A 23,334-nucleotide genomic window follows, 5' to 3' on the forward strand; every position below is an offset into this window, starting at 1 on the left:
GCTTCATTGCTCGATGCCGGTGGCTGTGATCAGCACCGGGTAGTGCCGCAGGCCCAGGCGCTCGGCCAGGTCGTCGCCGGACATGGGCGCGAGGGGTACGCCGGGCACCAGGGTGCGCAGCCGCGCCAGGCCCTGCACGGTCTCGACGTTGACCACCAGACCGACCGCGCCGCGCTCGCGCAGCGCGGCTGCCTGGCTGCGCAGCCAGGCCCGAGATGCCTCGTCGTCGCCGACGACAACGAAAGGCCGCAGACCCGGAGCCTCGATGACACGCCGCGGGACGGTGCCGGGGGTGAGCTTGGCGCTGCGCACCGGCAGCATCGCGGCCTCGTCCGCCGGCGTGGCGGGAACCTGGGGCGTCGGGATCGGCGGCCGGGCCGGTGCGTTGGTGCGCGGCTGGAGGTTCAGGGCTTCGTAGTACGGCAGCGCCGACGCGCCGCCGCGGTCTTCGACCACGATCAGCGGCTCGCCGGCAAGCGAGGCCAGCGGCAGACCCGCCAGCAGTACGAGCAGGCCACGCAAGGCCAGATGGGATGTCGTCATGGGGATGTCTCCTTGCGTGCGGCGAGAACCGCGGCGGTTGGGCGTGCGCCCTGCACCCGGGCGAGGTGGCGCGACACGCTGCGCCGGTAGCGGGCGGCGGGCTCGCCACCCGCGGGGCGGTGGTAGCGGCCCATCGCCAGCAACCAGTCCTCGCCGGGGGCGTGTTGCTCGCGCAGGATCTCGGCAGCGATGGCGAGATTCCGGTACGGGTCGAGCAGGTCGCAGGCGCTGGCGTAGCGCTGCTGGTGGTAGCCGAGGTTGATCTGGCCCAGGCCCGCGTCGATGCGCGTGTGCGGCGTGGAGCGCATCGCCTGCTGCAAACCCGCGCAGGCATCGGCGCGGGTCGCATAGCGGCGTGATTGGCCGGCGACGTTGAGGGACCACGGCCACGGGACGATGCGTCCGTTACGGCGGATGCCACTCTCCTGCAAGGCCACGGCGTAGAGCACCGTCGAGGGGATGCCTGCGCGCTGCGCGGCGAGCTGGTAGGCCGGTGGCGGAACCTCCTGGGCTTGGGCGACGCAGGCGCATAGGCCAGCGGCGAGCACCAGTGTGCGCAGGGGGGCGGCTATGGCTGGCGCTGCCATTGGCCGTTCACCTCGCGCACGACCGCCGGCAGGTCGCCGGGTACCCCCAAGGTCAACCAGCGGCCGCCGTCGTGGTTGAGCGTGATGCTGCCGCTGCGCACGCGCGCCGGATCGACGTTCGCGCGCTTGGCCCAATCGCGGATGCGCGCGTCGTCCTGGCGGCTGCCGACCATGTACAGGTCGAATTCGGCGCCCGAGGATTGCAGGCGCTGCACGAGCTGGCCGCAGGCCACGCAGTTATCTTTCACGAACACTGCCGTGCGGCCGGAGCCGCGCGTGGCCCCGGCGACCGGCTTGTCGTCCGGCAGGTTCACCCGCTGCATCCCGGGGTTCAGGCGCTGCCAGGCCTCGTCATAGGCCCGCTGATAAGCGAGCAGTTTCTCCACGCGGCGCGCTTCGACCTGCACCTGCAGCTCGGCGTAGCGTCGCCGTTCCTCTTCGGTACGCGCCTCGATGCCCAGGGCCGACAGCGGGTCCAGGTTGGGCGAATAGATGCCCAGTGGACCATCCATCAGTTCGCGATAGCGCGCCCACTCCTGAGGTTGAAGGCCCCAGTCGCTCGCCACCCGGTCGTCCAGAATGCGGGCGACCAGCGGGCGTTCCTGACTCTGCGCATTGCGGGCGGGAGCCGTGGCGGATTGCTGCGCCCACGCGGGCAACTGGGTGGACGCCAGCAGAAGCGCGGAAAGGATGATCGACGGCTTCATGTGGTGTGCTCCGTTCAGGGGATCGCCACGTGGCGGGTCTGGTCGCCGGCCTGGAACACCGCAGTGCTGCCCTCGACGGCCTGCAAGCGCCACGGGCCGACCGCATCGCCGGGTAGCAGCACCTGAAGCTGGTCGGGCGTGAAGTCGCCATTGCTCGGCGCGACGGACACGCTGCGCTCGCCGGCACGCAGTTCGGCACCGACGATGCGGAACGGGAGCGGCGTCGGTTCGGGCTTGGCGGTGGGCTTGTTCCTGGTGCGCGGCTGGGCGGGTGCAGCGGCGCGCGCAGCGGTCTGCCGCGCCTTGATTTGCTCGACTTCGGCGCGCAGTGCCTGAAGGTCGTCGGCGGAGGCATAGGCGCTCAGCGATTTCTCGACCTGGGCCGCGCGTGCTTCCAGGATTTGGCGGGTGTCTTTGAGGTCTGCCGCCGTGGCGACGGCTGGACGCTGCTGGATGGCCTCGACGGTCTCGGCCAGGCCTGTTGCCTGCGCTTCGAGGCGTTGCAGGCGGGAATCGAGGCGCTCCTGGTCGGCCTGGTCGTTCATCGTCTGGTAGCCGAGGGCAACGAGGACACTGAGGCCGATCAGCCAGAGCCACATCAGGCTCTGCACCACCACGGCGGCCGTTGAACGATGGGCGGGCTGCGGGGCGTTCATGGCTGGCCTCCCGATGCCGCGGGCGCCAGCGGGAACGTCTGCACCGCCTCGGTGGCAGGCGGCGCGGGTACGTTGTCGGCGGTCATGCTGTCGCCGGGCCGCTCGAAGCAGATTTGCCGCGCGCGGTCATCCGCGTGCAGTTCCCAGGCCGAACCAGCCAGGGTGAGCAGCGCATCCCGCAGGGTCATGGGGCCGAGGTGCAGGTGGGCCGCCGGCAGCGGCAGTGCGTACAGCTCGATCACCGCGTGCGTCGTCTGGCACAAGCCGTAACCGCTGCGCTTGAGCACATGCCGTAGCCCGTCGCCGACCGTAGCGCGTGCATCCTCGGGCATCGACACGTCGATGGTCTGCAACAGCAGGTCGCGCTGCGCTGCTGTCGGTGCCAGTTCCACGAGGGTGTAGCGGCCGTAGCGCACAACGGGGATGTATTCGGGCGCCTCGGGTACGGGTGCGGCCGAGACTTCCTCGATGGTGTCGGGCGCGACCGGCGCGCTCGTCGTCGCGCAGCCGCCAGCCAGCACCGACCAAAGCAGGCCGAGAAAACCCGCCAGCAGACGGCGTTCGGGATGGTGAAACCAAGGTGGAGAGGGGCACATGGCGCGTCGTCCTGAAACATCGAGCCCTCACCATCGCCGCTCGGGCCACGAGCGGCAGCAAACAATGCGAACCAGGCAGCGCCCGATTTCCCGGCAGCCTCCCTCCAAAGGAAAAGGCCCCCGAAGGGGCCTGTGAAAACGCATCGGGCTTCGCCCGATCAATCCCGAGCCAGCTTCAGGCCGGGATCGACCCGTGCCAGTTGGGTGTGCGACCAGCAGCGCACGAACTGCCCGTTCTCGCCGAGCGGCCGGTTCGCCACCGCCGCCGAATACTCGTCAGTGTCGCTGGTGTCGTAGCAGATGACCTTGATCTCGCCGCTGTCGCAGCGGATGGAGTGGATCTGGCCGTCGGTCATATCGACCACGACGACCTGCGGAACGAGGCCAAGTTCGCGGGCGGCCGACAGGATGGGGCCATATTCGGCGGCGTCGAAGCAGATGAACGGCCCTTCGTACCGGGCCTCTTCGGCCAGGTCCCTGGCCTTGTCGTAGTGGATACCCAGGTCGTATTCCTCCTGGGTGATCCTGACCTTGAAGACCGGCACGTTGGGGCTACCGGAGGCACCGATGCAGACGACCGCGACTTGCATCTCGATCTCACCGCCGTCGGCAGGTTCGGTCGAGGGGATGACGGCTCGGCCCGTGGGGGCGTCGTCTTCCATGCCCATGCGCTCGCGCATTTCGTCGATGAAATCCTCGGGGGCCATCAGGCCATAGCTCGCCAGGCGCAAGGGAATGTCCTCTGCACAGAGGTTGCCGTCCCCGATGCGTTGCTGCATGAAGGCGGCGATCTCGGCTTCGAGCGCATCGCTGTTAGTCGCCGAGGGCAACTCGGTCACCTCGATCGACCAAACATCCACCTTCGCGGCGGTCTCATCGATTAGCAACCTCTCGCCGATGGCGCGGACCCACATGCGTTGCAGCCGTGCCAGTATTTCCGACGCGGCCTCGCCGTTGAGCAAACAGGTCACGTCCAGCGTCAGGCGGGCCTTCACGTTTTCGGGCGTGGATTGGGTATGGGTGTTCATGGAAATCTCCTTGGAATGAAAAATGCGCAGCCACGTCCACGGAGACCGTGGGCGTGGCTGCAAGGTGGGAACAATGGAAAGCCGGCGGCGCGAGGCCGGCGTTGGCGTGGGGATCAGGCGGCGACCAGTTGCCGGGCCAGCGCGACCTCGACGGAATCACCGTCCTGGTTGAGCACATCCAGGCCCGATTCGGGCACGTCGCCCGAGGTGGACTGCGAGACCATGATCTTCTTGGCCATCAGCTCCAGGCAGGTCATCTGCGAGGAACCGGCGTAGCCGAGGTAGATCACGCGCACCGGCTGTTTCTGTCCGATGCGCCAGGAGCGGCGTGCCGCCTGCTGGAGCGAGTACACGTTGTAGCCCGACTGCATGAAAACGATCGTCGGGAAGTCCAACAGGTCCAAGCCCGTCTTGACCAGCTCGGGGTTGGTGATGAGCACGTCGATGCCACGGTCCAGTTGCTCGGCGATCCAGTCCTCGCGGCGGCTGGCGTCCACGCTTGCGCGCAGCACCGCCACCCGAAAACCTTCCTGCTCCAGCAGCACCTTCAAGCGCGACGTGGTGTCGCGCGTGCCGGTATAGACCGTGTAGGCCAGGACCTTGCGGCCCTGCGCCTTCTCTTCTTTGCAGATGTCGATCAGCTCGCGCTCTTTCGGCGTCACCTCAAACTCGTTGAACTGAGCCGGGACGAACGCCAAGGTGTTGCGCGTGCGCGGATGCACCACGGTTTCCGACCGGAAGCAGCAGTCCGGCCAGGCCAGCAGCACGTTGAGCACCACACCCAGCAGCGTCGTATCGCGTCGCGCCAGAGCCTGTTTCAGCTCCGCGGTCAGCCGACCCGCCAGGTCGCGGTAGGCCGCGGCTTGCGCCGTGTCCATTGCGACTTCACGGAACTCCTCGTCATACGGCGGCAGGACGTTGCCGCCGATGTCCTTGAGCTTGAGGAAGATCGTGAACGGCAGGATGCACCGCAAGACCCCTTTCGGCCCGAAGCCGGGAGCCTTGACCGTGCGCACCGATACCTTGGTGCCCCTGGCCGTCTTGTGCGCCGTGCCGGTGCTTTCGGAGTAGATGTCCTTGAGGACCCCGTGGTCCCTCATGAACGCCATGGCCGCCGAGGTCATGCTGCCGCTCGTGGTCGGGCGGTAGCCGTCTTCGATCATCCGCCCAGGCAGGGCTCGGAACAGCAGGTAGAACAGGTCGTCCCCGTAGCCGCCCATCAGCGTGCCTGTCAGCAGCAAGGTCTTGCGAGCCTTCGCCGCCAGCACGCCCATGGCCTGGCCCTGGGCACTGCCACCGTTCTTGTACTCGTGGGCCTCGTCCGCGATGCACAGGTCGAACGTGCCTTGAGGCAGGTAGCGCTTGATGAACTCGGACGGCTGGTAGCCGCCTTCGCCGAAGCCGAACTCCATGTTCGCCATCGCTCTTTCCATGCGATGCGCCTGGCGGTCAGAGAAGACCAGTTCGCCGTTGCCGTCCATGAGGTTGATGAACTCATGGATGTTGTCGCCCAGCATCGACGCGAGGAAGCCTTCGCCGAACTTCTGCATCAGCTTCTGCGCGGTGACTTCCCCGATCGTCGGGATGCGCTTGAGGGCTTTCAGCACGGCCGAGGACTGGTCGCTGCCGGACAGGCTGCGCGGGCGGATCAGCGTCCACAGGGGGGCGGCGCAATGGCTGCACTTCCTGCGGTATTCCTCGGCTTGGAGCGCGACCGGATTGACCGGCTCGCCGTCGAGGTCGGTGATGACCGTGCCGCAGTCCGGGCACGCCGCCACGTTGCCGTGACGGGTGCGCCGCTGGGTGAAGACGGGCTTCCAGTGGAACCCCATCCGCATCCTGACCCGGCCCAAGACGAAGAACTCCTGGCCCGTGGGCTGGACATTCAACTGCTCGCGCAGCTTGATGAGCTTGATGAGCGTGTCCGGCCCGTTGAGCACCCACACCTTGGCGCCTGCCACCGTCTCCTGGATCTCGCGCCGCCACTTGTAAACAAGGTGCGGCGGCGAAAGAACCAGGGTGCGGCGATAGCCTTCGGCGTTGAGCACGGCGGCCGTGGCGATGCCGACGGTCGTCTTGCCGCAGCCCATTTCGCCATTGACGATCGCGGCGCGTTCGCCACGGTCGATCAGCAGCTCGGCGGCGGCGTGGACGACTTCGGCCTGGGCCGGAAACAGCTTGCGCTTGAGGCTGGCGACGACGAGTTGCCGGTGCGCCTGCGGCTGGCCGTTATAGACCGGCGGGTTCGCGCTGTTGAGGGCGTCGAGCAGTTCGTCGCCGAACTCGCCGACGAAATCCTGAAGGCTCAGGGTCAGAGGGGAAGATTCCGCATCGAGCAGTTCGCCCTGTACGGGCGCGGCTTCAGCGGCAGTGGTTTCGAGATCGAGGGACATGGTGATGCTCCAAAGAAAATGGGGCATGCACCACCCCCGCGGGGCGATGGCATGCCCCGTGGTGGGATGAAGAGACGGCAGGCGGCCGTCGTCTGGGAGAGATCAGTACTCGCTGGGCAGTAGCAGCGTGGTCACGCTGCGATCCCATTCGGTGATAATCCAAAGCTGCAGGCCGGGTGCGACCTGGTAGGAAGAGAAAAGGCGGTCCTCGCCGGACTCCAGCGCGGCATCGTTCTGCCGCTTGTCGTAGTCGTCGAGGTCGCCCCAGTCGCCATTGAGGTGGCGGTGCAGATACGGCACCGGGTTGAGCCGGCCCTGCTGGACCAGGGCGTCAACGCCACAGGTCACGACGGTCTCGCCAGGGAAGAAGCGCCGGCTCGATGCTTGGCCGATGGGAAGTGCTTGGGCTGCCATGGAAAGGCTCCTTGAAGATGAAGGGGCCACGGCGCCCCCTCGGGGCGACTGGACCCCGGTGGGTGGAGGAAGCCGACGGTGACCGTCAGCGGTAGAGAAGCGATCAGCGGATGGTCAACACCTCGCCCCGCGTGGCGGAGCCGGGCGTCATGTCCCACGCGCGGATGACGGGCACGAACTTGTCGGTGAGGATGCGGGTCTCGGCGATGGAGCCGTCTTCGCGTTCGGTGAATTCCCGCTGGAGCGTCTTGTCCTTGTGGGTGTCACCTTTGACGACGAGCACGCGCCCGGTCTTGGAGCGCACAACCCCCGAGATCGCGCCCGCGGCCAGAGCCAGGGCGAGATGCCAGTGGGACAAGGCACGCGCCGGTGGACGCAGCGACTGCTGCGCGGCCCCCAGGTGCGTGTCCTGCGACGGCCAGAGGCCTTGCAGCCGGCCGACTTCATCGGCGAACTGCTCTGGCTCCATCGTCACGCGGAAGAAATGCTCCGGCTCGGCCGGACTGGCGGGGACGATGTACGGCAGGAACGGCCATTCGCTCGGCAGTTCCTCGGCTTCGACTTCACCAAGCCCGATCTGCAGCAGCAGATTGCGCACGGCCTTGAGACCATCGGGTGCCAGCTCGCGCTGGCGCACCCTGCGGCCGAAGATCACCACCTGCTTGAACTGCGTTTCCACCGCTCGGTAGATGCGTAGGTCCGTGTAGTGGCGTGTCAGCCAGCCGACCAGCTCGGCGTCGAGCACGTAGCCAGGGACGATGAAGACCAGCACGCCGCCATACTGCAATAGCGAGAGGCTGCGCTGATAGAAGAGCTTCTCGAAGCGGGCACGGCCCTGGCCCTGATAGCCGATGTTGCCGTTGACGTCCTTGGACAGATCGCCATACGGTGGGTTGAGCCAGAGCAGCCCGAACGACTGCTTTGAGATCATCGTGTCCATCAGGTCCGCGTGCAGGCAATGATCGACCAGGCCGCGGGCATGGCGTGCCCGCTCCGCGTCGAACTCGACGGCGAACGCCTTGGCTTGCTCGCGCCCGAGAGCATGAGCGGCTTCGGCGATCGCCACGCCTTCGCCGGCGCAGGGATCGAGGATGCACATCGGGCCATCGCTGGGCATCAGTGCGTTGAGGGCTCTTTCGAGCGTGGGTTCGTCGGTCGGGTAGTACCCGTTCTTGGAGAAATTGCGGGCGAGCCGCGGGAACATGAGGGCCATGGAAGTCTCCTGGTTGGCGGGGATGAAGTGCGAAAGCACGCCTTGGCGTGCTCTCGCGGGCGGGTCAAGCCGCTACCGCTTCCGGCGTCCAAATCTTGGCCGGATACGGATAGGCGGTGAGCACGTCACTGCGGATCAGGGAGCCCAGCGCCAGGGTCAGCGCCGGCACGTCGATGGCGAGCCGATGGCCTTCCAGCGACCCGAGGGCGAACGGAAGACGGGCCAGCATCTCGCGGGTCTGTAGCAGCTCCAGCACGGTTTCGCGCCAGTGGTCGAGCAGCGGCAGTGGGCAGGTGTCCCGCACCAGCATCCACAGGCGGTCAAGCCGGTGGGCGCTGCCCTTGGGCAGCAATGCCAGTGCGCTGGCGTTGGCCTTGTCGGGCTTGACGCAGCGGCGGTCGAACAGCCACACGTTGGACAGCGAACCGAACAGCGTTCGCCGGTAGGCGCGGGTCATGCGCTTTTCCAGACGATCGACGTTGCTGACGAACACCGGGACGCTGCCGCCCTGGTCGGTGATGACGTGGAACTGGTCCAGGCCCTGTTCGTCGCGCCCGAGGGTCAGACGAGCGAGGAACTGCTGGACGGCGGTGTCGCGCGCCCAGATCGACAGGAAGATCAGATTGCCCTGGTCATCGCCGACGCAAGCATCGGCCATCACGTCGGAGCATTCGTCGATGCGGTACAGCGTGGAAGAAGTGTTTGCGGGCATGGTGGTGTCCTCGGATGAACGGGAACAGCACCGCCCGCTGGGGCAAGTACTGCCCCAGGGGGTGGAAGAAAACCGCTCAGTCCGGCTCGAACTGCCGGGTGTGCGGGTTGAAGTGAAGCGGCTCGTCCGCCGAAGTGATCGGCGTGAAGCCTTCCAGGTAGATGTTGTTGAGGTACTGGTCGCGGTAGGTCAGTGCCTGCCGTGCCTGGTCCTCGGTGAGGCCGTTGTCGATGAAGTACGCCAGCATTTCCTCGTCGGAGGACACTTCGTCGTTGGACAAACTCCCTTCAACGAGTGCCAGCAACGAGGGCGGAAGCGTTGCCAGGATCGGGTCCATGTCGGTTCCTCCTGGCTCAGGCCATCGACGCCGCGGCGGATGCCGCGGATGCCGTGGGTGTGCGCCGCCGGGCGTGGTAGGCGCGAACGCCTGCACGCCAGTCGGCGGACTGCTCCGGTGCGAGGTCCAGATAGGACAGCGGGCACGTGTAGTAGTACGGGTGCATGGACTCGTCCAAGGACTTGTAGCCCCACTGGCCGCCGCTTCGTTCAAGCAGATCGCAGCGGATGTAGCGCAGGGACTGGCCCGGTGCGAGATCACGATGCACGCCTTCGACCTTGGCGGTCACTTCGGCGACGGACCACAGCACGTTGCCGCGCAGGGTGTGAGCGATGACCTTGACGCTGGCGCGCTCGGTCTCTTGCGGTGCGATCAGTTCCGCGATCAGTTCGGACCGCGATTGGTTTGAGAAATACCAGCCCATGAGAGGCCTCCTCGAAAAGTTGAGCTGAAGGCCTCCCCGTGGGGAAGAACCCCCAGCGGGTGATGGAATGCCGCATCTGCGGCGAAGGAACCTATGCGTCGCCCTCAATCCCAGTCGTCATCGTCTCGATCACAACCGGCCGGGCAGTAGCCGAACTCGATCCCGTGCGAGCAATAGCCATGCTCCGCATTCCAGTCCTGGGTTTCCTGCCGTTCGGCAGGTGTTGCGTAGTCCCATTCCTGGGCCGCGATTTCGAGAGCCTGAGCACGTTGCTCATCCGGCAAACGATTGGCCTGTGCGTCGATCGCCGAACTGAAGAGCGTCACGTAGTGGTCGTAGGACAAGCCGCAACCGCGCTGGGCGTGTGCGGCGGCCGCTTTGCAAAGGTCCCGCCACGCGGGTTCATCCAGCGTTGAACGCGGGGTATCGCAAGCGATGGTGGACATGATGGAGACCTCCAGAAAATGGCCAGGGCCTCCCCCGCATGGGAAAGGAACCCCGGCGGGTGGATGAAGAACACCGCGCATGCGGCGTCTGCGATCACGCAGGTTTTGGTTCGGCCTGGCGGCTCCACTCCTGCGTCTTGAAGTCCAGCGCGTAGCCCAGCTCGCCCAGGCGGGCGATCTGCGCGCGCAGGGTGCGGCGGTCGATGGTCGAATCCAGTTTCACGGACTCGCCCAGCGGCCACAGCAGGCCGAAGAGCGCGGCGTCACCGTCTTCGGTGCTGCCGGGGGCAGCGGCCGTAGCAGGCGGTGGCGCATCCACGCCGAAGGGCGTGGTATCGACCAGCGGGTCCGCGGACGCCTGCACGGGTGCGGGCTTGGCGGGCCTGGACGCTTTGGTGGGCTTGGCCGGCGTTGCCGCAGGCTGCGCCCCTTGCTCTTCATCGAGCGGATCGACGTCCTGGGTGGCGAAGCTGCGGGCTTCGTCGCGGCTGAGTTTGTCGATGCCGTTGAGCGTCATGCCGTCGAGGCTGGCACGGATCTCGAACCGCATGCCGCCGCCGACCGGATAGGACTTCGGGAAGATGTACCTGATGATGAATTCCCCGTCGTACTTGCCTTCGGGGTACTGCTCCAGCTCCGGGTCTTTGACCTCGAAAGTACCGAGGTGCGTCGCGAGGCGGCCAACCGTGAACGGGCCGTTCTTGCCGCGGATGGTACGCAGCGTGAGCTGGCCGGGGACGACGATGGGCGCAACCGATTTCTCGGAAGCCGATGGGGTTGCCATGATGGTTCTCCTGATGATGAATGACGGGCCGCCGACGGCACCCGGTGGATGAGAGGAAATGGCCTCGCCCGAGGTGGGCGAGGTCCGCGTGGCATCACGCCTTGAGCTGGCGCATGCCTTCGGCCAGCAGCCACAACGCCCGGTTCAGGCGCAGGTTCTGGTCGATGCCTTGCACCGGACGGGTGCGCTGATTGCGGCCGTTGGCCGTGCGTCCGTTCAGGCCCCCTTTGACTAGGTTCTCCTGGACGCGGTTGAAGACGGCCCACAGGTCGTTCTTGCGGTCGTCCCATCGCCGGGGTGCCAGCAGTTGGCTCTCGGTGACAGGCGTGGACTTGGCCGGATCGTCGTACTTGAGTGCGAGCGCAGAGTTCGCAAAGACCTCCGCTTCGCCCTCATCGAGGGTGATGGTGCGCATCGCATCGCGCGCGTTATGCACGCGCTCGAAACCTTCGAGGACTCCGTAGGCACCTTCGATCACCTGGCTGGCCACGTCGCCCTTGTGGGGAACGCGGATGTCTGCGGTGGTGTCACCGCAAACCAGGCCGTTGTGGCAGACGAACCGGAACATGCCGGCGAGCATCTGATAGCTGCTCGTGCCGTCATGGCTGTTGAGCAGGATGATCTCGTTCGCCTCGTCGCCGTTGATCTGGCTTGCATGGCGAAGTCGGATGAGGTGCTTCGTGTACTCGCGCCGGTCTTCGTTGCGCACGCGCGTCTGACACACCATGAAGGGCTCGAAGCCCTCCTGGCGCAGCTTGGTCAGCACGGTCGAGGTCGGTATGTAGGCATACCGATCGGACCGGCTCCCATGTGGAGCGTCGGCGAAGATCGACGGAACGACGGCACGAATGCGGTCGTCCGAGAGTGGGCGATCAGAGCGCAGGATCGGGGATTGCGGAGCAAAGCGGGATACCAGAGACATGGCTGATCTCCTTTGAGAAATTCGACAACCGCGTGGCCGTGAGACCACGCGGAACTCGGGGGATGAAATGCGCAAGCACGCGTCCTGGGGACGCGGCGTACGTGGGGAGGAAAAGCGACAAGGCCCCGTGAGAGGCCGTGCCGGATCAGAACGAAGCAGCCAATGCCGGCTCCTGCTCCTGGACTTGCGCCTCGGGCTCGCGCTCGGCGGGCTCGGTGGCCGTGTCGATGGCATCGTCGGCTTCGGACGCGGATGCGTCTTCGGCCGGCGGCGCCTCGGCTTGCGCCTGGCTCGTCGGATAGACCTGGGTGCCGTCGATCTTGATGAGACCGATGTGGACCAGCGTCGATTCCAGGCTGGCGGCCGGTTCCCCGGCGTGCTCACCCTTGGTGCGGATGTACGGATCGATCTTCATGTCGTTCAGACGGAAGGCGATCAGCACCTTGCGGTCACCCTCGACGGCCTGAACGCACCGGCGAACCAGGTGCTCGGCTTCCGGGGTGGCGACGATGGTGTCGAAGTACCGATACTCCGGTTCATCGACAGGCCCGGCCAGTGCCGCGACGGTGCAAGAGAGGAACGAGTCGCCAGCTTTTGGGGTGACGTCCTTCACACGATTGAGATAGCCGATGCCGCGGGTGATCAACTCGTGCTGCTCGATCGAAGCCAGTTCGGCCCGGTCGATCAGTTCGGCCTTGAGCAGTCGCGCCTTGAGGGACGCGGCGGCCTGACCCTTCTGCTCACCCTTGTCGCGGATGTACACATCGCCCCACAGGTCACCGAGGCGAAAGCGCACCAGCGGGCGCTGCTTGGGATCGTCAACGCCGATGTAGCGCTGAACGAGCTTCTTGGCCTCGGCACCCGAGACCTTGACGTCGAAGTAGCGGTAGCTGGGGTCCCGGGCGGGGCCGACCAGCGCGGCGATGGTGCATGCCAGGAAAGGCTGCGCACGGCGGCCGCCCCGGACGGGCACTTCACGGACACGCTGGATGTAGCCGATGCCCGAGGTGTGGAGGTCGAAATACGATTTCTCGTTGGACGTGGTGTTCATGGTGAATCTCCATTGGGATGAAGCGGAGACACACCGGCCCACGCATGCGGGGAAGGTGCGTGACCCCGCGGTGGGTTGATAAGGCGAAAGCATCCGCCACCAGAGGCTGGTGGCCGCTCGCGGAAGGATGCGGTGCGAGCTGGCTCGGTCACGCAGTGGGAACTGCGCCGCAACCTCGAAGACCGATGGTTGCCTGGCATGTCGCTGACGACGTCAGCAGGCATGGGGCCAGCATGGCGGGGCCTCGCGCGCGCGGCAGCAATCAATCGGCACCCGGGCGCTTCCCTTTGTCCGCGCCACCCGGCGCCTGTCACAGGCACTTGGCGCCGCGCAGGTGCTCGGGGGTATCGGCGCGCGGACGGCCGGGACGGCTCCAGGCGCCGCCACCGCGCGCGCCGATCAGCCGCCAGCCGGCGGCGCGCAGGCTGGCGCCACCTTCGTCGGGCATGGTGTAGGTGAGCAGGCGTATGTAGCCCAGCGCCCTTGCCGCCTGCCAGGCCGCGCCGTAGAGCTTGCTGCAGGCGCTGGGTGTGCCGTCGGTGCACAGCCGCGTGACTTCCAGCGTCCAGGTGCCGCGCGACCGGGCGGCCGACAATGGCCACGCCGTGGATCAGGTCGCTGTCGCTCAGCGTGACGGCCAGGGCGAACTTCGCGCCCTGGACCGGGCGGTGGTGGCGATGGTGCGACAGAACGAATGCATTGGCCGTGCGCAGCGACACCGGTAGGAGGTGCAGCCTCGGCGAGGTCGATGGCGTGTTCATGCGGTTGTCTCCGGTGGCATGCCGGCGTTGTGGCCGGCGGGGCGTGCCTCGGCGGCTGGAGACAAACGCGCACGCGCGGCGATGGCGGCGGTGCGAACAAAAGAAGGCCCCCGATGCGGGGGCTGCGAGGCGGTTGCCGCGTCAGGCGGGAGGCACCACTGCTAAGGACAGGTGCGTGGCGGTGGCGGAAAGCACGAGATCGTCCGCCGAGTGCTGGAGGCGCGTGAACAGGCCGTCCTTCGGGTCGAAATACTCCGCGAAGTCATCGCCGCCCAGCTCGCGGCCGGCGAGGTGCCACCAGTCATCGAACGGGTCGGTGTCCGGGTTGCATCCGACGGCGTAGGCGAGCAGTGCCTGGCGCCCATCCGGGCGACGCTCCCCACGCTCGGCGAGGAAGTACACGCCCTGATCCTTGACCAGGACAATGCGGCACTGATTGGGGACGTCTCAGAAAACGGAAAAAATCGTACGCTAAGCCGGTTGCAGCGGTCGTAGCGGCCTGAACTTGCCCGCGCCGATCTTGGCGCTGCTGCGCCAGAGGTAATCGCCGGTCAGGTTGATGTGCTCCCAGCCCAGCGGCGACAGGTACTGCAACAGGGCGTCATCGACAGTCTGGCCGTGACCGCGTAAGGCGTTTGAGGCCCGTTCCAGATAGACCGTGTTCCACAACACTATGGCCGCCGTCACCAGGTTGAGGCCGCTGGCCCGGTAGCGCTGCTGCTCGAAACTGCGGTCGCGGATTTCGCCCAGCCGGTTGAAGAACACGGCGCGGGCTAGCGCGTTGCGGGCTTCGCCCTTGTTCAGTCCGGCATGCACGCGGCGGCGCAGCTCGACGCTTTGCAGCCAGTCCAGGATGAACAGCGTTCGCTCGATGCGGCCCAGCTCGCGCAGCGCCACGGCCAGGCCGTTCTGGCGCGGGTAGCTGCCGAGTTTCCTGAGCATCAGCGAGGCCGTCACCGTGCCCTGCTTGATCGAGGTGGCCAGCCGCACCTTGGCGTTGATCGCCTTGCCGGACGCCTGGAACTGCTGCTGATGCTTGTGCTTGGCAGCGTTGAACAGCTTGCCCAGGATGCGGTCGTGCAGGTCGATGATTTCGTCGGTGACGGTGGCCATGCCCTCGATGGCGAGCGCACCAGGGTCGCGTAGCGGCGCTGTGCCTCGAACTTGGCCAGATCGGCGGGCGTCATCTGGCCGCCTTCGCGGGCGATCTTGAGCAGGCGGTTCTGGTGCACCGACCGCTCGATGCCGGAAGGCAGGTCGAGCGCCTGCCAGGCTTTGAGGCGCTCGATGTGTTCGAGTATGTGGCGCGAGTTCGGCTTGACGGGCGACTGGCGCAGCCAGGCCAGCCAGGTCGTCTTGCCGTTGTCGTGGCGCTTGAGCAGATCGTCGAGGCGGTGCCGGTGGGTGGCCGACAGGGGATCGGACAAGGCCGCGTAGATGCGGCGGTTGGCGCGGCTGTAGGCGTTCATCGAACACCTCCCTTTTCCTCATCCGGCGCAACAGGACAGTTGCTTCACGTCCTTGTTGAAGGTCTGCGCCGCGAGCTTCAGTCCCTCGACCATGGTCAGGTAGGGGAACAACTGGTCGGCCAGCTCCTGCACGGTCATCCGGTGGCGGATCGCCAGCGCGGCCGTCTGGATCAGTTCGCCCGCTTCCGGCGCGACCGCCTGTACGCCGATCAGCCGCCCTGAGCCAGCTTCCGCCACCAGCTTGATGAAGCCGCGCGTGTCGAAGTTGGCGAGCGCCCTCGGCACGTTGTCGAGCGTCAGCAGCCGGCTGTCGGTCTCGATGCCGTCGTGGTGCGCTTCCGCCTCGCTGTAGCCCACGGTCGCCACCTGCGGATCGGTGAACACCACCGCCGGCATCGCCGTCAGGTCCAGCGCCGCGTCGCCGCCGGTCATGTTGATCGCGGCGCGCGTGCCGGCCGCCGCCGCCACATAGACGAACTGCGGCTGGTCGGTGCAGTCGCCGGCAGCAAAGATGTGCGGTGCGCTCGTGCGCATGGCGCGGTCGATGACGATGGCTCCCTGCGCATTGACTTCGACGCCTGCCGCTTCAAGGTTCAGGCTGCGCGTGTTCGGCGCGCGACCGGTGGCGACCAGCAGCTTGTCGGCGCGCACTTCCCCCTGCCCGGTGGTGAGCACGAATTCCCCGCCCGCATAGGCAACGTGGCTCGCCTGGGTGTGGTCCAGCACCTCGATGCCCTCGGCGCGGAAGGCGTCTGTTACGGCTTCCCCGATGGCCGGGTCTTCTCGGAAGAACAGCGTGCTGCGCGCCAGGATCGTGACCTGGCTGCCCAGCCGGGCGAAGGCTTGCGCCAACTCGACCGCCACCACGGAGGAACCAATCACGGCCAGCCGCTCGGGGAGCGAGCTGCTTTCCAGCGCCTCGGTGGAGGTCCAGTGGGGTGTGTCCGCAAGGCCCGGGATTGGCGGAAGCGCCGGGCTCGCGCCGGTGGCAATCAGGCAGCGGTCGAAGTTCACCTCGTGCGTGCCGCCGTCAGCGGTCGCCACGGTCAGCGTGCGCGTGTCCCTGAACCGGGCCTCGCCGCGCAGCACGGTGATGGCCGGAGTGCTTGCCAGGATGCCTTCGTACTTGGCATGGCGCAGCTCCTCGACGCGGCCTTGTTGCTGGGCCAGCAGCCGCTCGCGCAGTACAGCGGGCGCTGCGGCCGGCAGGCCAGCATCGAACGGGCTTTCGCGGCGCAGGTGGACGATGTGCGCGGCGCGGATCATGATCTTGGACGGCACGCAGCCGACATTGACGCAGGTGCCGCCGATGGTGCCGCGCTCGATCAGCGTGACGCGGGCGCCTTGCTCCACGGCCTTCAAGGCAGCCGCCATCGCCGCGCCGCCGCTGCCTATCACAGCCACGTGCAGCGCTTGTTCACCGCCAACATGCTTCGTTTCGCCACCGAGCCAGCCCAGCGCCTTGTCTAGCAGGCCGGCAGGCTTGTTCGGCGTGTCGGTAAGCCGTGCGCGATAGCCGAGCGTGGCCACTGCGGCAACCAGCGGGGCCACGCTCACGCCTGCATCCGCCTCGATTTCGGCCTGCCGCTGCGGATAGGACACCGAGGCCGCGCGCACGCCGGGCACGTTCGTCAAAGCCTGCTGGACGTGCTCGGCGCACGACGTGCAGGTCATGCCTTCGATGTGGAGGGTGATCGCCTCGGCCATGATTACGCCCTCACTGCTTGACGCTGGACGGGTAACCCGCGTTTGCGGTGGCCTTGGTCAAGGCGTCGGCATTGGTCTTGGCCTCGTCGAAGGTGACGACGGCCTCCCGCTTCTCGAAGCTGACTTCGGCCTTCTCGACGCCGGCGACCTTGGACAGAGCCGTCTTGACCGTGATCGGGCACGCGGCGCAGGTCATGCCGGGCACCGACAGGGTGACGGTCTTGGTGGCAGCCCAGGCGGGCGCGCTTAGAGCGGCGGCCAGGGCGATGAGGGTGGTGAGGGTGGTGAGTTTCTTCATGGTGATCTCCTTTCAGTAGAACAGCGGCAGGACGTAGGGAAACGCGAGGGCAACCAGAACCAGGGCGGCCACGATCCAGAAGATCACCTTGTAGGCAGTCCGCACTTGGGGCACGGCGCAAACGTCGCCGGGCTTGCAGGCATGGGCTGGTCGGAAGATGCTGCGCCAGGCGAAGAACAGCGCGATGAGCGCTGCGCCGATGAAGATCGGCCGATACGGCTCCAGCACGGTCAGGTTGCCGATCCACGCGCCAGAGAAGCCGAGCGCGACCAGGACAAGGGGGCCGAGGCAGCAGGCCGAGGCGAGGACGGCCGCGACGCCGCCGGTCGCCAGTGCGCCGCAGCCGTTCTTGGGTTCCGACATAAGGTTCTCCTTCCGGGACTTCGCTTGATGCTGTAACGTTACTTCCGTAGTCAACTACGGAGTCAAGCGCCATGGAGAACGCTCAAGAGAATCTGACCATCGGGGCCTTCGCCAAGGCAGCCCGGGTCAACGTGGAGACGATCCGCTTCTATCAGCTCAAGGGCTTGCTACCCCAGCCGGAGCGGCCCTACGGTCGCATCCGCCGCTACGGGCAGGCGGACGTGGCGCGGGTGAAGTTCGTGAAGTCAGCCCAGCGCCTGGGATTCAGCCTGGATGAAGTCGGCCAGCTCCTGAAACTGGAGGACGGCACCCATTGCAGCGAGGCGGCCGAACTGGCTGCTCACCGGCTGGCCGATGTGCGCGCACGCATGGCGGACCTCACGCGGATGGAAGAGGCCCTGTCGACGCTAGTGAGAGAGTGCAACGCGCACCATGGCAATGTTTCCTGCCCGTTGATCGCAGCTTTGCATTGCTGCTAAAGGGCCCACTTCGGCTCTTAGCGTACGATTTTTTTCCGTTTTCTGAGACGACCCCAATTACCGCGTGCAGGGCAATCGCTACATCGTGGACACGGTGTTTGACCGCGCGATCCTGATTGCCGGTGTTGGCAGTAGCCAAGACCGCGTGACCATCAGCCGGAGGAAGTGACCATGCGCAAGATCGTCTCTCTCGCGCTGCTCGCCCTCGCCCTGGGCCTCGGCGGCTGCGCAACCACCAGCCAGTACGGCAACTTCGTCCAGTCGGCCGCGCTCGATCAGCAGAAGCTCGCCACCGACGCGGTGCAGCAGCTCGCCACGCTGTACGCGCCGGCGCGCACGCGCCTGGAGCTGCAACAGCCGACGCCCGATCCGTTCGGCCAGGCGCTCGTCAAGTCGCTGCGCGACAAGGGCTATGCCCTCCTGGAGTACGCCCCGGCCGGCGCTTCCACGCAGGCCCCGGCCTCGGCGGCATCGCAGGCGAGCGCACCGGCCACCACGGCCGCGTCGGGCGGCCTGCCGTTGCGCTACGTGCTCGACCAGGCTGGCGACTCGAACCTGTACCGCCTGACCTTGATGGTCGGCAATCAATCCATCACCCGCCCTTACCTGGCGCAAAACGGCACGTTCGCGCCGGCCGGGTACTGGGTGCGCAAGGAGTGACGCCATGACAGAAAACGCCGATCAGATGGCACCTGACGCTTCGCCTGGCGAAGTGTCCAAGAAGGCGGGCGTCCGTCGCGTCAACAACATGCCCATGTACATCCTCGGCGGCGTCCTGCTGTCGTTCGTGCTGGTCATGGCCCTGGTCGCGGCGGATCGCGCGGCCAAGCAGAACGCGCCGGCGGACGGCCCCAAGGAGAAGGCCGGCAACACGTCGATGTTCGCCAAGGAGATCGCAGGCGACAAGACCGGCGGCTTGATCGAGCCGGCAAGCCCGCTCAAGGTGCCCGACATGCCGACCGGCCCGGCGTCGGCTCCGCTGGAGATCGCGCGGCCGTCCAACCCGGACGCGCCGCCGGCCCCGCCGGCCAACCCCGGCAACCCGGGCCAGCCGGTGAACGACGACGAGGCCCAGCGCATCCGCATGGCGAAGATGCAGATGTTCGGCGAAGCCGTGAAGGCCAAGACCACCGTGCGCGTGGATGCCCCGCGTAGCAACGGCTCCGCGCCGGGTGGCCCGAGCACCTACACCGGCACGCCGCAGACGCGCGATGAAATGCTGAACCGCATCGCAGCGGTGCAGCAGCAAATCGACGCGCAGCGCAGCAACGATCCGACCGCCGCCTATCAAGCACGCCTGGCGCAGATTCGCGGCATGGGCGTCGGTGGTGGCGGCGCGGCTCCGGCCGCCGGCGGCATGGGCGCGGGCGGTGCGCCGCAGCTCCTGCAAACCTCGACCAGCGGCGGCGGGCGCAACAGCATGGCGCAGTTCGGCCAAGGTGGGCAGGGCGACCGCTGGAAGCTGGATTCGCAGCCGGAAGCGCCGCGCACACCGTTCGAGCTGCGCGCGGGCTTCGTCGTGCCGGCCACGCTCATTTCGGGCATCAACTCCGATCTGCCGGGCCAAATCATGGCCCAGGTCGCGCAGGACGTGTACGACACACCGACCGGCAAGCACCTGTTGATCCCGCAGGGATCGCGCCTCGTCGGCTCGTATTCGAGCGACGTGGCCTACGGCCAAGCGCGCGTGCTGGTTGCGTGGCAACGCATCGTGTTCCCCGATGGCAAGGCGATGGACATTGGCGCGATGCCAGGCGCGGACAGCGCGGGATACGCGGGCTTCCACGACCAGGTGAACAACCACTATGTGCGCCTGTTCGGCTCGGCCTTCCTCATGTCCGGCGTGACAGCAGGCATCACCTACAGCCAACGCCAGAACCAGGCCACAAACACCTATGGCGCACCGAGCGCCAGCAGTGCCCTAAGCGAAGCCCTCGGCCAGCAGCTCGGCCAGGTTACGGCGCAACTCATCGCCAAGAACCTGAGCATTTCGCCGACGCTGGAAATTCGGCCGGGGTATCGCTTCAACGTCGTGGTCACGAAGGACATGACGTTTTCCAAGCCGTACCGTTCCTTCGATTACTAACGCCATAGGAGAAAAGCACCATGAAGCCGAAGTTTTTAGCCGCTAAATTGGCCCTCGTCATTGCTGTTTCGAGCACGCTGGCGGTCACACCTGTGCAGGCTGGCATCCCCGTCATCGACGGCACCAACCTGTCGCAGAACATCATGACGGCCATCGAATCGGTGGCCCAGACGCTCAAGCAAATTGAGCAGTACAGCACCCAGCTCCAGCAGTATCAAAACCAACTCCAGAACACGATGGCCCCGGCCGCGTATATCTGGGATCAGGCGCAATCGACCATCAACGGGTTGATGAACGCGGTCAACACGCTGGATTACTACAAGACCCAACTCGGCAGCCTGGACAGCTACATCGGCAAGTTCCAGGACGTGAACTACTACAAGAACTCGCCGTGCTTTACGGCGGCAGGGTGCTCCGACGCGGAACGCGCAGCACTTCGGAATGTGGCCCAGCTCGCGAGCGAGTCGCAGAAGAAGGCCAACGATGCCTTGTTCAAGGGCCTCGATAGGCAGCAAACGAATCTCACGGCCGATGCAGCGACGTTGCAGCGTCTTCAATCGGCAGCGCAGGGCGCGCAGGGCCAAATGCAGGCCATCGGCTACGCCAACCAGCTCGCCAGCCAGCAGGCCAACCAGCTCTTGCAGATTCGTGGCCTGCTGATCGCGCAGCAGAACGCGATGGCAACCAAGATGCAGGCCGACGCCGACAAGGAAGCCCAGCAGGCGGCAGCGGCCGCACAACTGCGCCAGGGCAGCTACCGGGCCAGCCCGGCGCGCACCTGGTAAGGGGGATTCATGAAAGCAATCAAGGCTCTGTCCTTGGCCTCGGCCGCCCTCGTGGCGGCCTTGGTCGCCGGCTGCGACAACAAGCCGGCCACGGCCCCCATGCCGGAAGTGAACGACGAGAACTGCAAGCCCGAGAACATCGCCAAGATCGAGGACAAGGGCGTCCAGCAGGCTTTTTCGTCGCTGTGCTTGCGTCGTGGTGGGGATTTCAAGCCCAGCCCGAAACGCGAATGGTGAGGTGCTGACGATGAGAATGCCAGCCAATCTAAAAACCCTCGCCCTGCCGCTGTTCGTCTGGCTGGCGTTCTTCGCGGTCGATGCCCACGCGGCCATCGACAACGCCGGCGTGTTCGATAGCGTGCTGGATCGCTACCAGGCCGCCGCGAGCGGCTGGGCCGGTGTCATCACCACGGCCGCAACCTGGCTCTTCTGGACGCTGGTTGTGATCTCGATGGTCTGGACGTTCGGCATGATGGCCTTGCGCAAGGCCGACATTGGCGAGTTCTTCGCGGAGTTCGTCCGCTTCACGATCTTTACCGGCTTCTTCTGGTGGGCGCTGACCAACGGCCCTAACTTCGCCTCGTCCATCTATGCGTCGTTGCGGCAGCTCGCCGGCAACGCGACGGGCCTGGGCAATGCTCTGTCGCCCTCGGGCATCGTGGACGTGGGCTTTGCGATCTTCGACAAGGTGATGGATCAGTCCTCGGTGTGGTCGCCGGTGGACAGCATGGCCGGCATCCTCATGGCCGTGGCGATCCTGGTCATCCTGGCCCTGGTCGGTGTGAATATGCTTCTGCTGCTCGCGTCGGGCTGGGTGCTCGCCTACGGCGGCGTGTTCTTCCTCGGCTTCGGTGGTTCGCGCTGGACTTCCGACATGGCGATCAACTACTACAAGGTCGTCCTGGGCGTGGCCGCGCAGCTCTTCGCAATGGTGCTCCTGGTGGGCATCGGCAAGACCTTCCTCGATGACTACTACTCGCGCATGAGCGCCGGCATCAGCCTCAAGGAAATGGGCGTGATGCTGATCGTCGTCATCATCCTCTTGGCGTTGGTCAACAAGATTCCGCCGCTCATCGCCGGGATCATCACCGGCGCGAGCGTGGGCGGTGCCGGCATCGGCCAGTTCGGTGCAGGCGCTGCGTTGGGTGCCGCAGGCATGGCAGCAGCAGCGGCCGCGACCGGCGGCGCCGCTCTGGCCGCCGGCGCAGCCTCGGCCGCCGGTGGTGCCTCTGCCGTCATGGCCGCCTTCTCGAAGGCCAATGAGAACGTGTCGGCAGGCACGGACGTTATGTCGGCCTTCTCGGGCGGCGGCAGCTCGGGCGGCGGTGCGGGCGGCGGCGGCGACGCCGGCACCGGCAGCACGCCCTTCGCTCAGGCTGCGGGCTTTAGCGGCAGCTCCGGCGGTGGCTCTTCGTCGGGTGGCGGCAGCCCCTCGACCGGCAGCAGCTCGGGCAGCTCGAAGGGCGGCGATAAGGGCGGCGGCAAAGCCGACGCCGGCGGCCAGGGCAGCAGCTCGACGGCCAGCACCGGCAGCAGTGCCGACAAGGCCGCCAAGAACGAACCCAAGCCCGCCGGCGGGGCAGGGCAAGGGCAGCAGGCCGCACCGGGCAGCACCGGCCCCGGCTTGCTCGCATCGGCCGCATCGGCCCTCGGCACGGCCGGCCGCATCGCCGCCGACGCCGGCGCGAACTTGGCGAAGGGAACCGCCGATGTTGCCAAGGCCAAAGCCGCGAGCCTGCGCGAAGCCGCAGCCGAGCGGATCGCCGACACCACTGGCGGAAAGATCGCCGCCGCGATCAAGGCGCAAGGAAGCGGCACGGCCGAGAACATCGACGTGCCCGACCAGCAGCCCGCGCCGAGCTTCGGCGACAACAGCCTGGCAGGCGGCCCCGCCGATGCCGATCCCGAGTCCGAAGTAGCTGCGTTCGCCAACCGCGAGCAAGGCCGCGACGGCACAACTGCGTAACCAAGGAGAGTCCAACCATGAAGAAGAAACTGTTTGCCCTGGCCGCCCTCGTGGCAGCCCTCGGATCGACCGCCGGCACGGCCAGCGCGCAAGACGTGCTGACCGGCGACACGCGCCTGGCCTGCGAGGCGATCCTGTGCCTGTCGTCGGGCACGCGCCCGAGCGAATGCACGCCGTCGCTGTCGCGGTACTTCAACATCACGAAGCGCAAGCTGTCGGACACGATCCGCGCCCGCCTGAACTTCCTCCAGCTTTGCCCGGTGGCGAGCCAGACGCCGGAAATGCAGTCGCTCGTGTCGGCGATCTCGCGCGGCGCTGGCCGTTGCGACGCGCAGTCGCTGAACTCGACGTTGGTGATGTGGACGGGCGGCTACGACGATGGGCGCACGTACATCAGCAACCAGTTGCCTGACTACTGCGGGGCCTACACCGGCCACGCCTACACCGACTTCGCCAGCAGCGGCACGCTGCCGCGCTATGTCGGGACGCCAGAGCGGGGCGGGTATTGGGTCGAAGCGCGCGACTATGACCGCGCCTTGGCCGAGTACAACGAACGCATCCGGCGCGAGGACGAAGAGCGCCGCCGTCAGTCCTGGCTGAACTGAGG

General features: G+C 66.6%; 28 protein-coding genes and 3 pseudogenes. 8 read left to right on the plus strand and 23 right to left on the minus strand.

Annotated features, from left to right (window positions below; all coding sequences use genetic code 11):
• Positions 1-3: 3 nt before the first annotated feature.
• The 23 genes and pseudogenes from AC1KVE_RS17000 to merT form a co-directional block, all read right to left on the minus strand.
• Positions 4-543, minus strand: coding sequence for an integrating conjugative element protein (locus AC1KVE_RS17000; RefSeq protein ID WP_003821097.1), 540 nt, complete (start codon positions 541-543; stop codon positions 4-6).
• On the minus strand, positions 540-1,130 hold the full coding sequence (locus AC1KVE_RS17005) for a transglycosylase SLT domain-containing protein (RefSeq protein ID WP_003821096.1): 591 nt from the start codon (positions 1,128-1,130) through the stop codon (positions 540-542). Before AC1KVE_RS17005 ends, AC1KVE_RS17000 begins: the two co-directional genes overlap by 4 nt.
• Positions 1,112-1,837 carry a TIGR03759 family integrating conjugative element protein gene (locus tag AC1KVE_RS17010; RefSeq protein WP_003821095.1) on the minus strand — a complete coding sequence of 242 codons (726 nt, stop codon included), beginning with the start codon at positions 1,835-1,837 and terminating at the stop codon, positions 1,112-1,114. The genes AC1KVE_RS17005 and AC1KVE_RS17010 overlap by 19 nt, the downstream gene beginning before the upstream one ends.
• A 14-nt stretch (positions 1,838-1,851) precedes the next feature.
• Positions 1,852-2,493 carry a hypothetical protein gene (locus tag AC1KVE_RS17015; protein ID WP_003821094.1) on the minus strand — a complete coding sequence of 214 codons (642 nt, stop codon included), beginning with the start codon at positions 2,491-2,493 and terminating at the stop codon, positions 1,852-1,854.
• Entirely contained in the window at positions 2,490-3,089 is a 600-nt protein-coding gene (gene pilL2 / locus AC1KVE_RS17020; RefSeq protein WP_003821093.1) for a PFGI-1 class ICE element type IV pilus protein PilL2, read from the minus strand. The genes AC1KVE_RS17015 and pilL2 overlap by 4 nt, the downstream gene beginning before the upstream one ends.
• Positions 3,090-3,247: 158 nt before the next feature.
• The gene (locus AC1KVE_RS17025; protein WP_003821092.1) at positions 3,248-4,117 is read right to left on the minus strand and encodes a hypothetical protein; all 870 of its coding nucleotides are present in this window, start codon (positions 4,115-4,117) and stop codon (positions 3,248-3,250) included.
• Positions 4,118-4,230: 113 nt separating this feature from the next.
• Positions 4,231-6,510, minus strand: coding sequence for a helicase-related protein (locus AC1KVE_RS17030; protein WP_021205692.1), 2,280 nt, complete (start codon positions 6,508-6,510; stop codon positions 4,231-4,233).
• A 102-nt stretch (positions 6,511-6,612) separates the two neighbouring features.
• Positions 6,613-6,924 (minus strand): hypothetical protein, encoded by a 312-nt coding sequence (locus tag AC1KVE_RS17035; protein WP_003821089.1) that lies wholly within the window; start codon positions 6,922-6,924, stop codon positions 6,613-6,615.
• A 103-nt stretch (positions 6,925-7,027) separates the two neighbouring features.
• Complete coding sequence (locus tag AC1KVE_RS17040) at positions 7,028-8,161, minus strand: DUF6094 domain-containing protein (protein WP_255632234.1); 1,134 nt, start codon at positions 8,159-8,161, stop codon at positions 7,028-7,030.
• 40 nt (positions 8,162-8,201) lie between these two features.
• The gene (locus AC1KVE_RS17045; RefSeq protein ID WP_054901198.1) at positions 8,202-8,849 is read right to left on the minus strand and encodes a hypothetical protein; all 648 of its coding nucleotides are present in this window, start codon (positions 8,847-8,849) and stop codon (positions 8,202-8,204) included.
• Between the two features lie 76 nt (positions 8,850-8,925).
• The gene (locus AC1KVE_RS17050; RefSeq protein ID WP_003090124.1) at positions 8,926-9,186 is read right to left on the minus strand and encodes a hypothetical protein; all 261 of its coding nucleotides are present in this window, start codon (positions 9,184-9,186) and stop codon (positions 8,926-8,928) included.
• A 16-nt stretch (positions 9,187-9,202) separates the two neighbouring features.
• Positions 9,203-9,610, minus strand: coding sequence for a hypothetical protein (locus tag AC1KVE_RS17055; RefSeq protein WP_003116821.1), 408 nt, complete (start codon positions 9,608-9,610; stop codon positions 9,203-9,205).
• Positions 9,611-9,714: 104 nt separating this feature from the next.
• Positions 9,715-10,056 carry a hypothetical protein gene (locus AC1KVE_RS17060; RefSeq protein WP_003116822.1) on the minus strand — a complete coding sequence of 114 codons (342 nt, stop codon included), beginning with the start codon at positions 10,054-10,056 and terminating at the stop codon, positions 9,715-9,717.
• Between the two features lie 94 nt (positions 10,057-10,150).
• Positions 10,151-10,840 (minus strand): DUF3275 family protein, encoded by a 690-nt coding sequence (locus AC1KVE_RS17065; protein ID WP_003116823.1) that lies wholly within the window; start codon positions 10,838-10,840, stop codon positions 10,151-10,153.
• 94 nt (positions 10,841-10,934) lie between these two features.
• The gene (locus tag AC1KVE_RS17070; RefSeq protein WP_003116824.1) at positions 10,935-11,762 is read right to left on the minus strand and encodes a DUF932 domain-containing protein; all 828 of its coding nucleotides are present in this window, start codon (positions 11,760-11,762) and stop codon (positions 10,935-10,937) included.
• 145 nt (positions 11,763-11,907) lie between these two features.
• A complete protein-coding gene (locus tag AC1KVE_RS17075; protein ID WP_003116825.1) occupies positions 11,908-12,813 on the minus strand; it encodes a DUF3577 domain-containing protein in 906 nt (301 codons plus the stop codon).
• 310 nt (positions 12,814-13,123) lie between these two features.
• Positions 13,124-13,574, minus strand: a pseudogene (locus AC1KVE_RS17080) (XF1762 family protein).
• Between the two features lie 141 nt (positions 13,575-13,715).
• A complete protein-coding gene (locus AC1KVE_RS17085; RefSeq protein WP_031629745.1) occupies positions 13,716-14,000 on the minus strand; it encodes a DUF3085 domain-containing protein in 285 nt (94 codons plus the stop codon).
• Between the two features lie 45 nt (positions 14,001-14,045).
• A pseudogene (locus AC1KVE_RS17090) lies at positions 14,046-14,564 on the minus strand (Tn3 family transposase); the annotation flags it as partial.
• Positions 14,528-15,043 carry a Tn3 family transposase gene (locus AC1KVE_RS17095; protein ID WP_003098931.1) on the minus strand — a complete coding sequence of 172 codons (516 nt, stop codon included), beginning with the start codon at positions 15,041-15,043 and terminating at the stop codon, positions 14,528-14,530. The pseudogene AC1KVE_RS17090 and the gene AC1KVE_RS17095, both read right to left, overlap by 37 nt.
• An 18-nt stretch (positions 15,044-15,061) precedes the next feature.
• Complete coding sequence (merA, locus tag AC1KVE_RS17100; protein ID WP_003098932.1) at positions 15,062-16,750, minus strand: mercury(II) reductase; 1,689 nt, start codon at positions 16,748-16,750, stop codon at positions 15,062-15,064.
• 10 nt (positions 16,751-16,760) lie between these two features.
• Entirely contained in the window at positions 16,761-17,048 is a 288-nt protein-coding gene (merP, locus tag AC1KVE_RS17105) for a mercury resistance system periplasmic binding protein MerP (protein ID WP_003116826.1), read from the minus strand.
• 12 nt (positions 17,049-17,060) lie between these two features.
• Entirely contained in the window at positions 17,061-17,411 is a 351-nt protein-coding gene (gene merT, locus AC1KVE_RS17110) for a mercuric ion transporter MerT (RefSeq protein ID WP_003116827.1), read from the minus strand.
• A gap of 71 nt (positions 17,412-17,482) precedes the next feature.
• Here merT and merR point away from each other — a divergent pair, with 71 nt between their 5' ends.
• The 8 genes and pseudogenes from merR to AC1KVE_RS17150 all read left to right on the plus strand — a co-directional run bounded on the left by merR (position 17,483) and on the right by AC1KVE_RS17150 (position 23,332).
• The gene (gene merR / locus AC1KVE_RS17115) at positions 17,483-17,890 is read left to right on the plus strand and encodes an Hg(II)-responsive transcriptional regulator (RefSeq protein WP_003098939.1); all 408 of its coding nucleotides are present in this window, start codon (positions 17,483-17,485) and stop codon (positions 17,888-17,890) included.
• 55 nt (positions 17,891-17,945) lie between these two features.
• A pseudogene (locus AC1KVE_RS17120) lies at positions 17,946-18,059 on the plus strand (P-type conjugative transfer protein TrbG); the annotation flags it as partial.
• 2 nt (positions 18,060-18,061) lie between these two features.
• A complete protein-coding gene (locus tag AC1KVE_RS17125; protein ID WP_006122479.1) occupies positions 18,062-18,550 on the plus strand; it encodes a conjugal transfer protein TrbH in 489 nt (162 codons plus the stop codon).
• A gap of 52 nt (positions 18,551-18,602) precedes the next feature.
• Positions 18,603-19,976, plus strand: a complete 1,374-nt coding sequence (locus tag AC1KVE_RS17130; protein ID WP_481093078.1) for a TrbI/VirB10 family protein — start codon at positions 18,603-18,605, stop codon at positions 19,974-19,976.
• A 20-nt stretch (positions 19,977-19,996) separates the two neighbouring features.
• Positions 19,997-20,761, plus strand: coding sequence for a P-type conjugative transfer protein TrbJ (gene trbJ, locus AC1KVE_RS17135; protein WP_010890135.1), 765 nt, complete (start codon positions 19,997-19,999; stop codon positions 20,759-20,761).
• 9 nt (positions 20,762-20,770) lie between these two features.
• A complete protein-coding gene (gene trbK, locus AC1KVE_RS17140) occupies positions 20,771-20,998 on the plus strand; it encodes an entry exclusion lipoprotein TrbK (protein ID WP_000644148.1) in 228 nt (75 codons plus the stop codon).
• A 10-nt stretch (positions 20,999-21,008) separates the two neighbouring features.
• Entirely contained in the window at positions 21,009-22,727 is a 1,719-nt protein-coding gene (gene trbL / locus AC1KVE_RS17145; protein ID WP_011114051.1) for a P-type conjugative transfer protein TrbL, read from the plus strand.
• Between the two features lie 17 nt (positions 22,728-22,744).
• Positions 22,745-23,332 (plus strand): TrbM/KikA/MpfK family conjugal transfer protein, encoded by a 588-nt coding sequence (locus AC1KVE_RS17150; RefSeq protein WP_010890138.1) that lies wholly within the window; start codon positions 22,745-22,747, stop codon positions 23,330-23,332.
• Positions 23,333-23,334 lie beyond the last annotated feature (2 nt).

The organism is Xanthomonas sp. NCPPB 2864 (genome assembly GCF_056675615.1).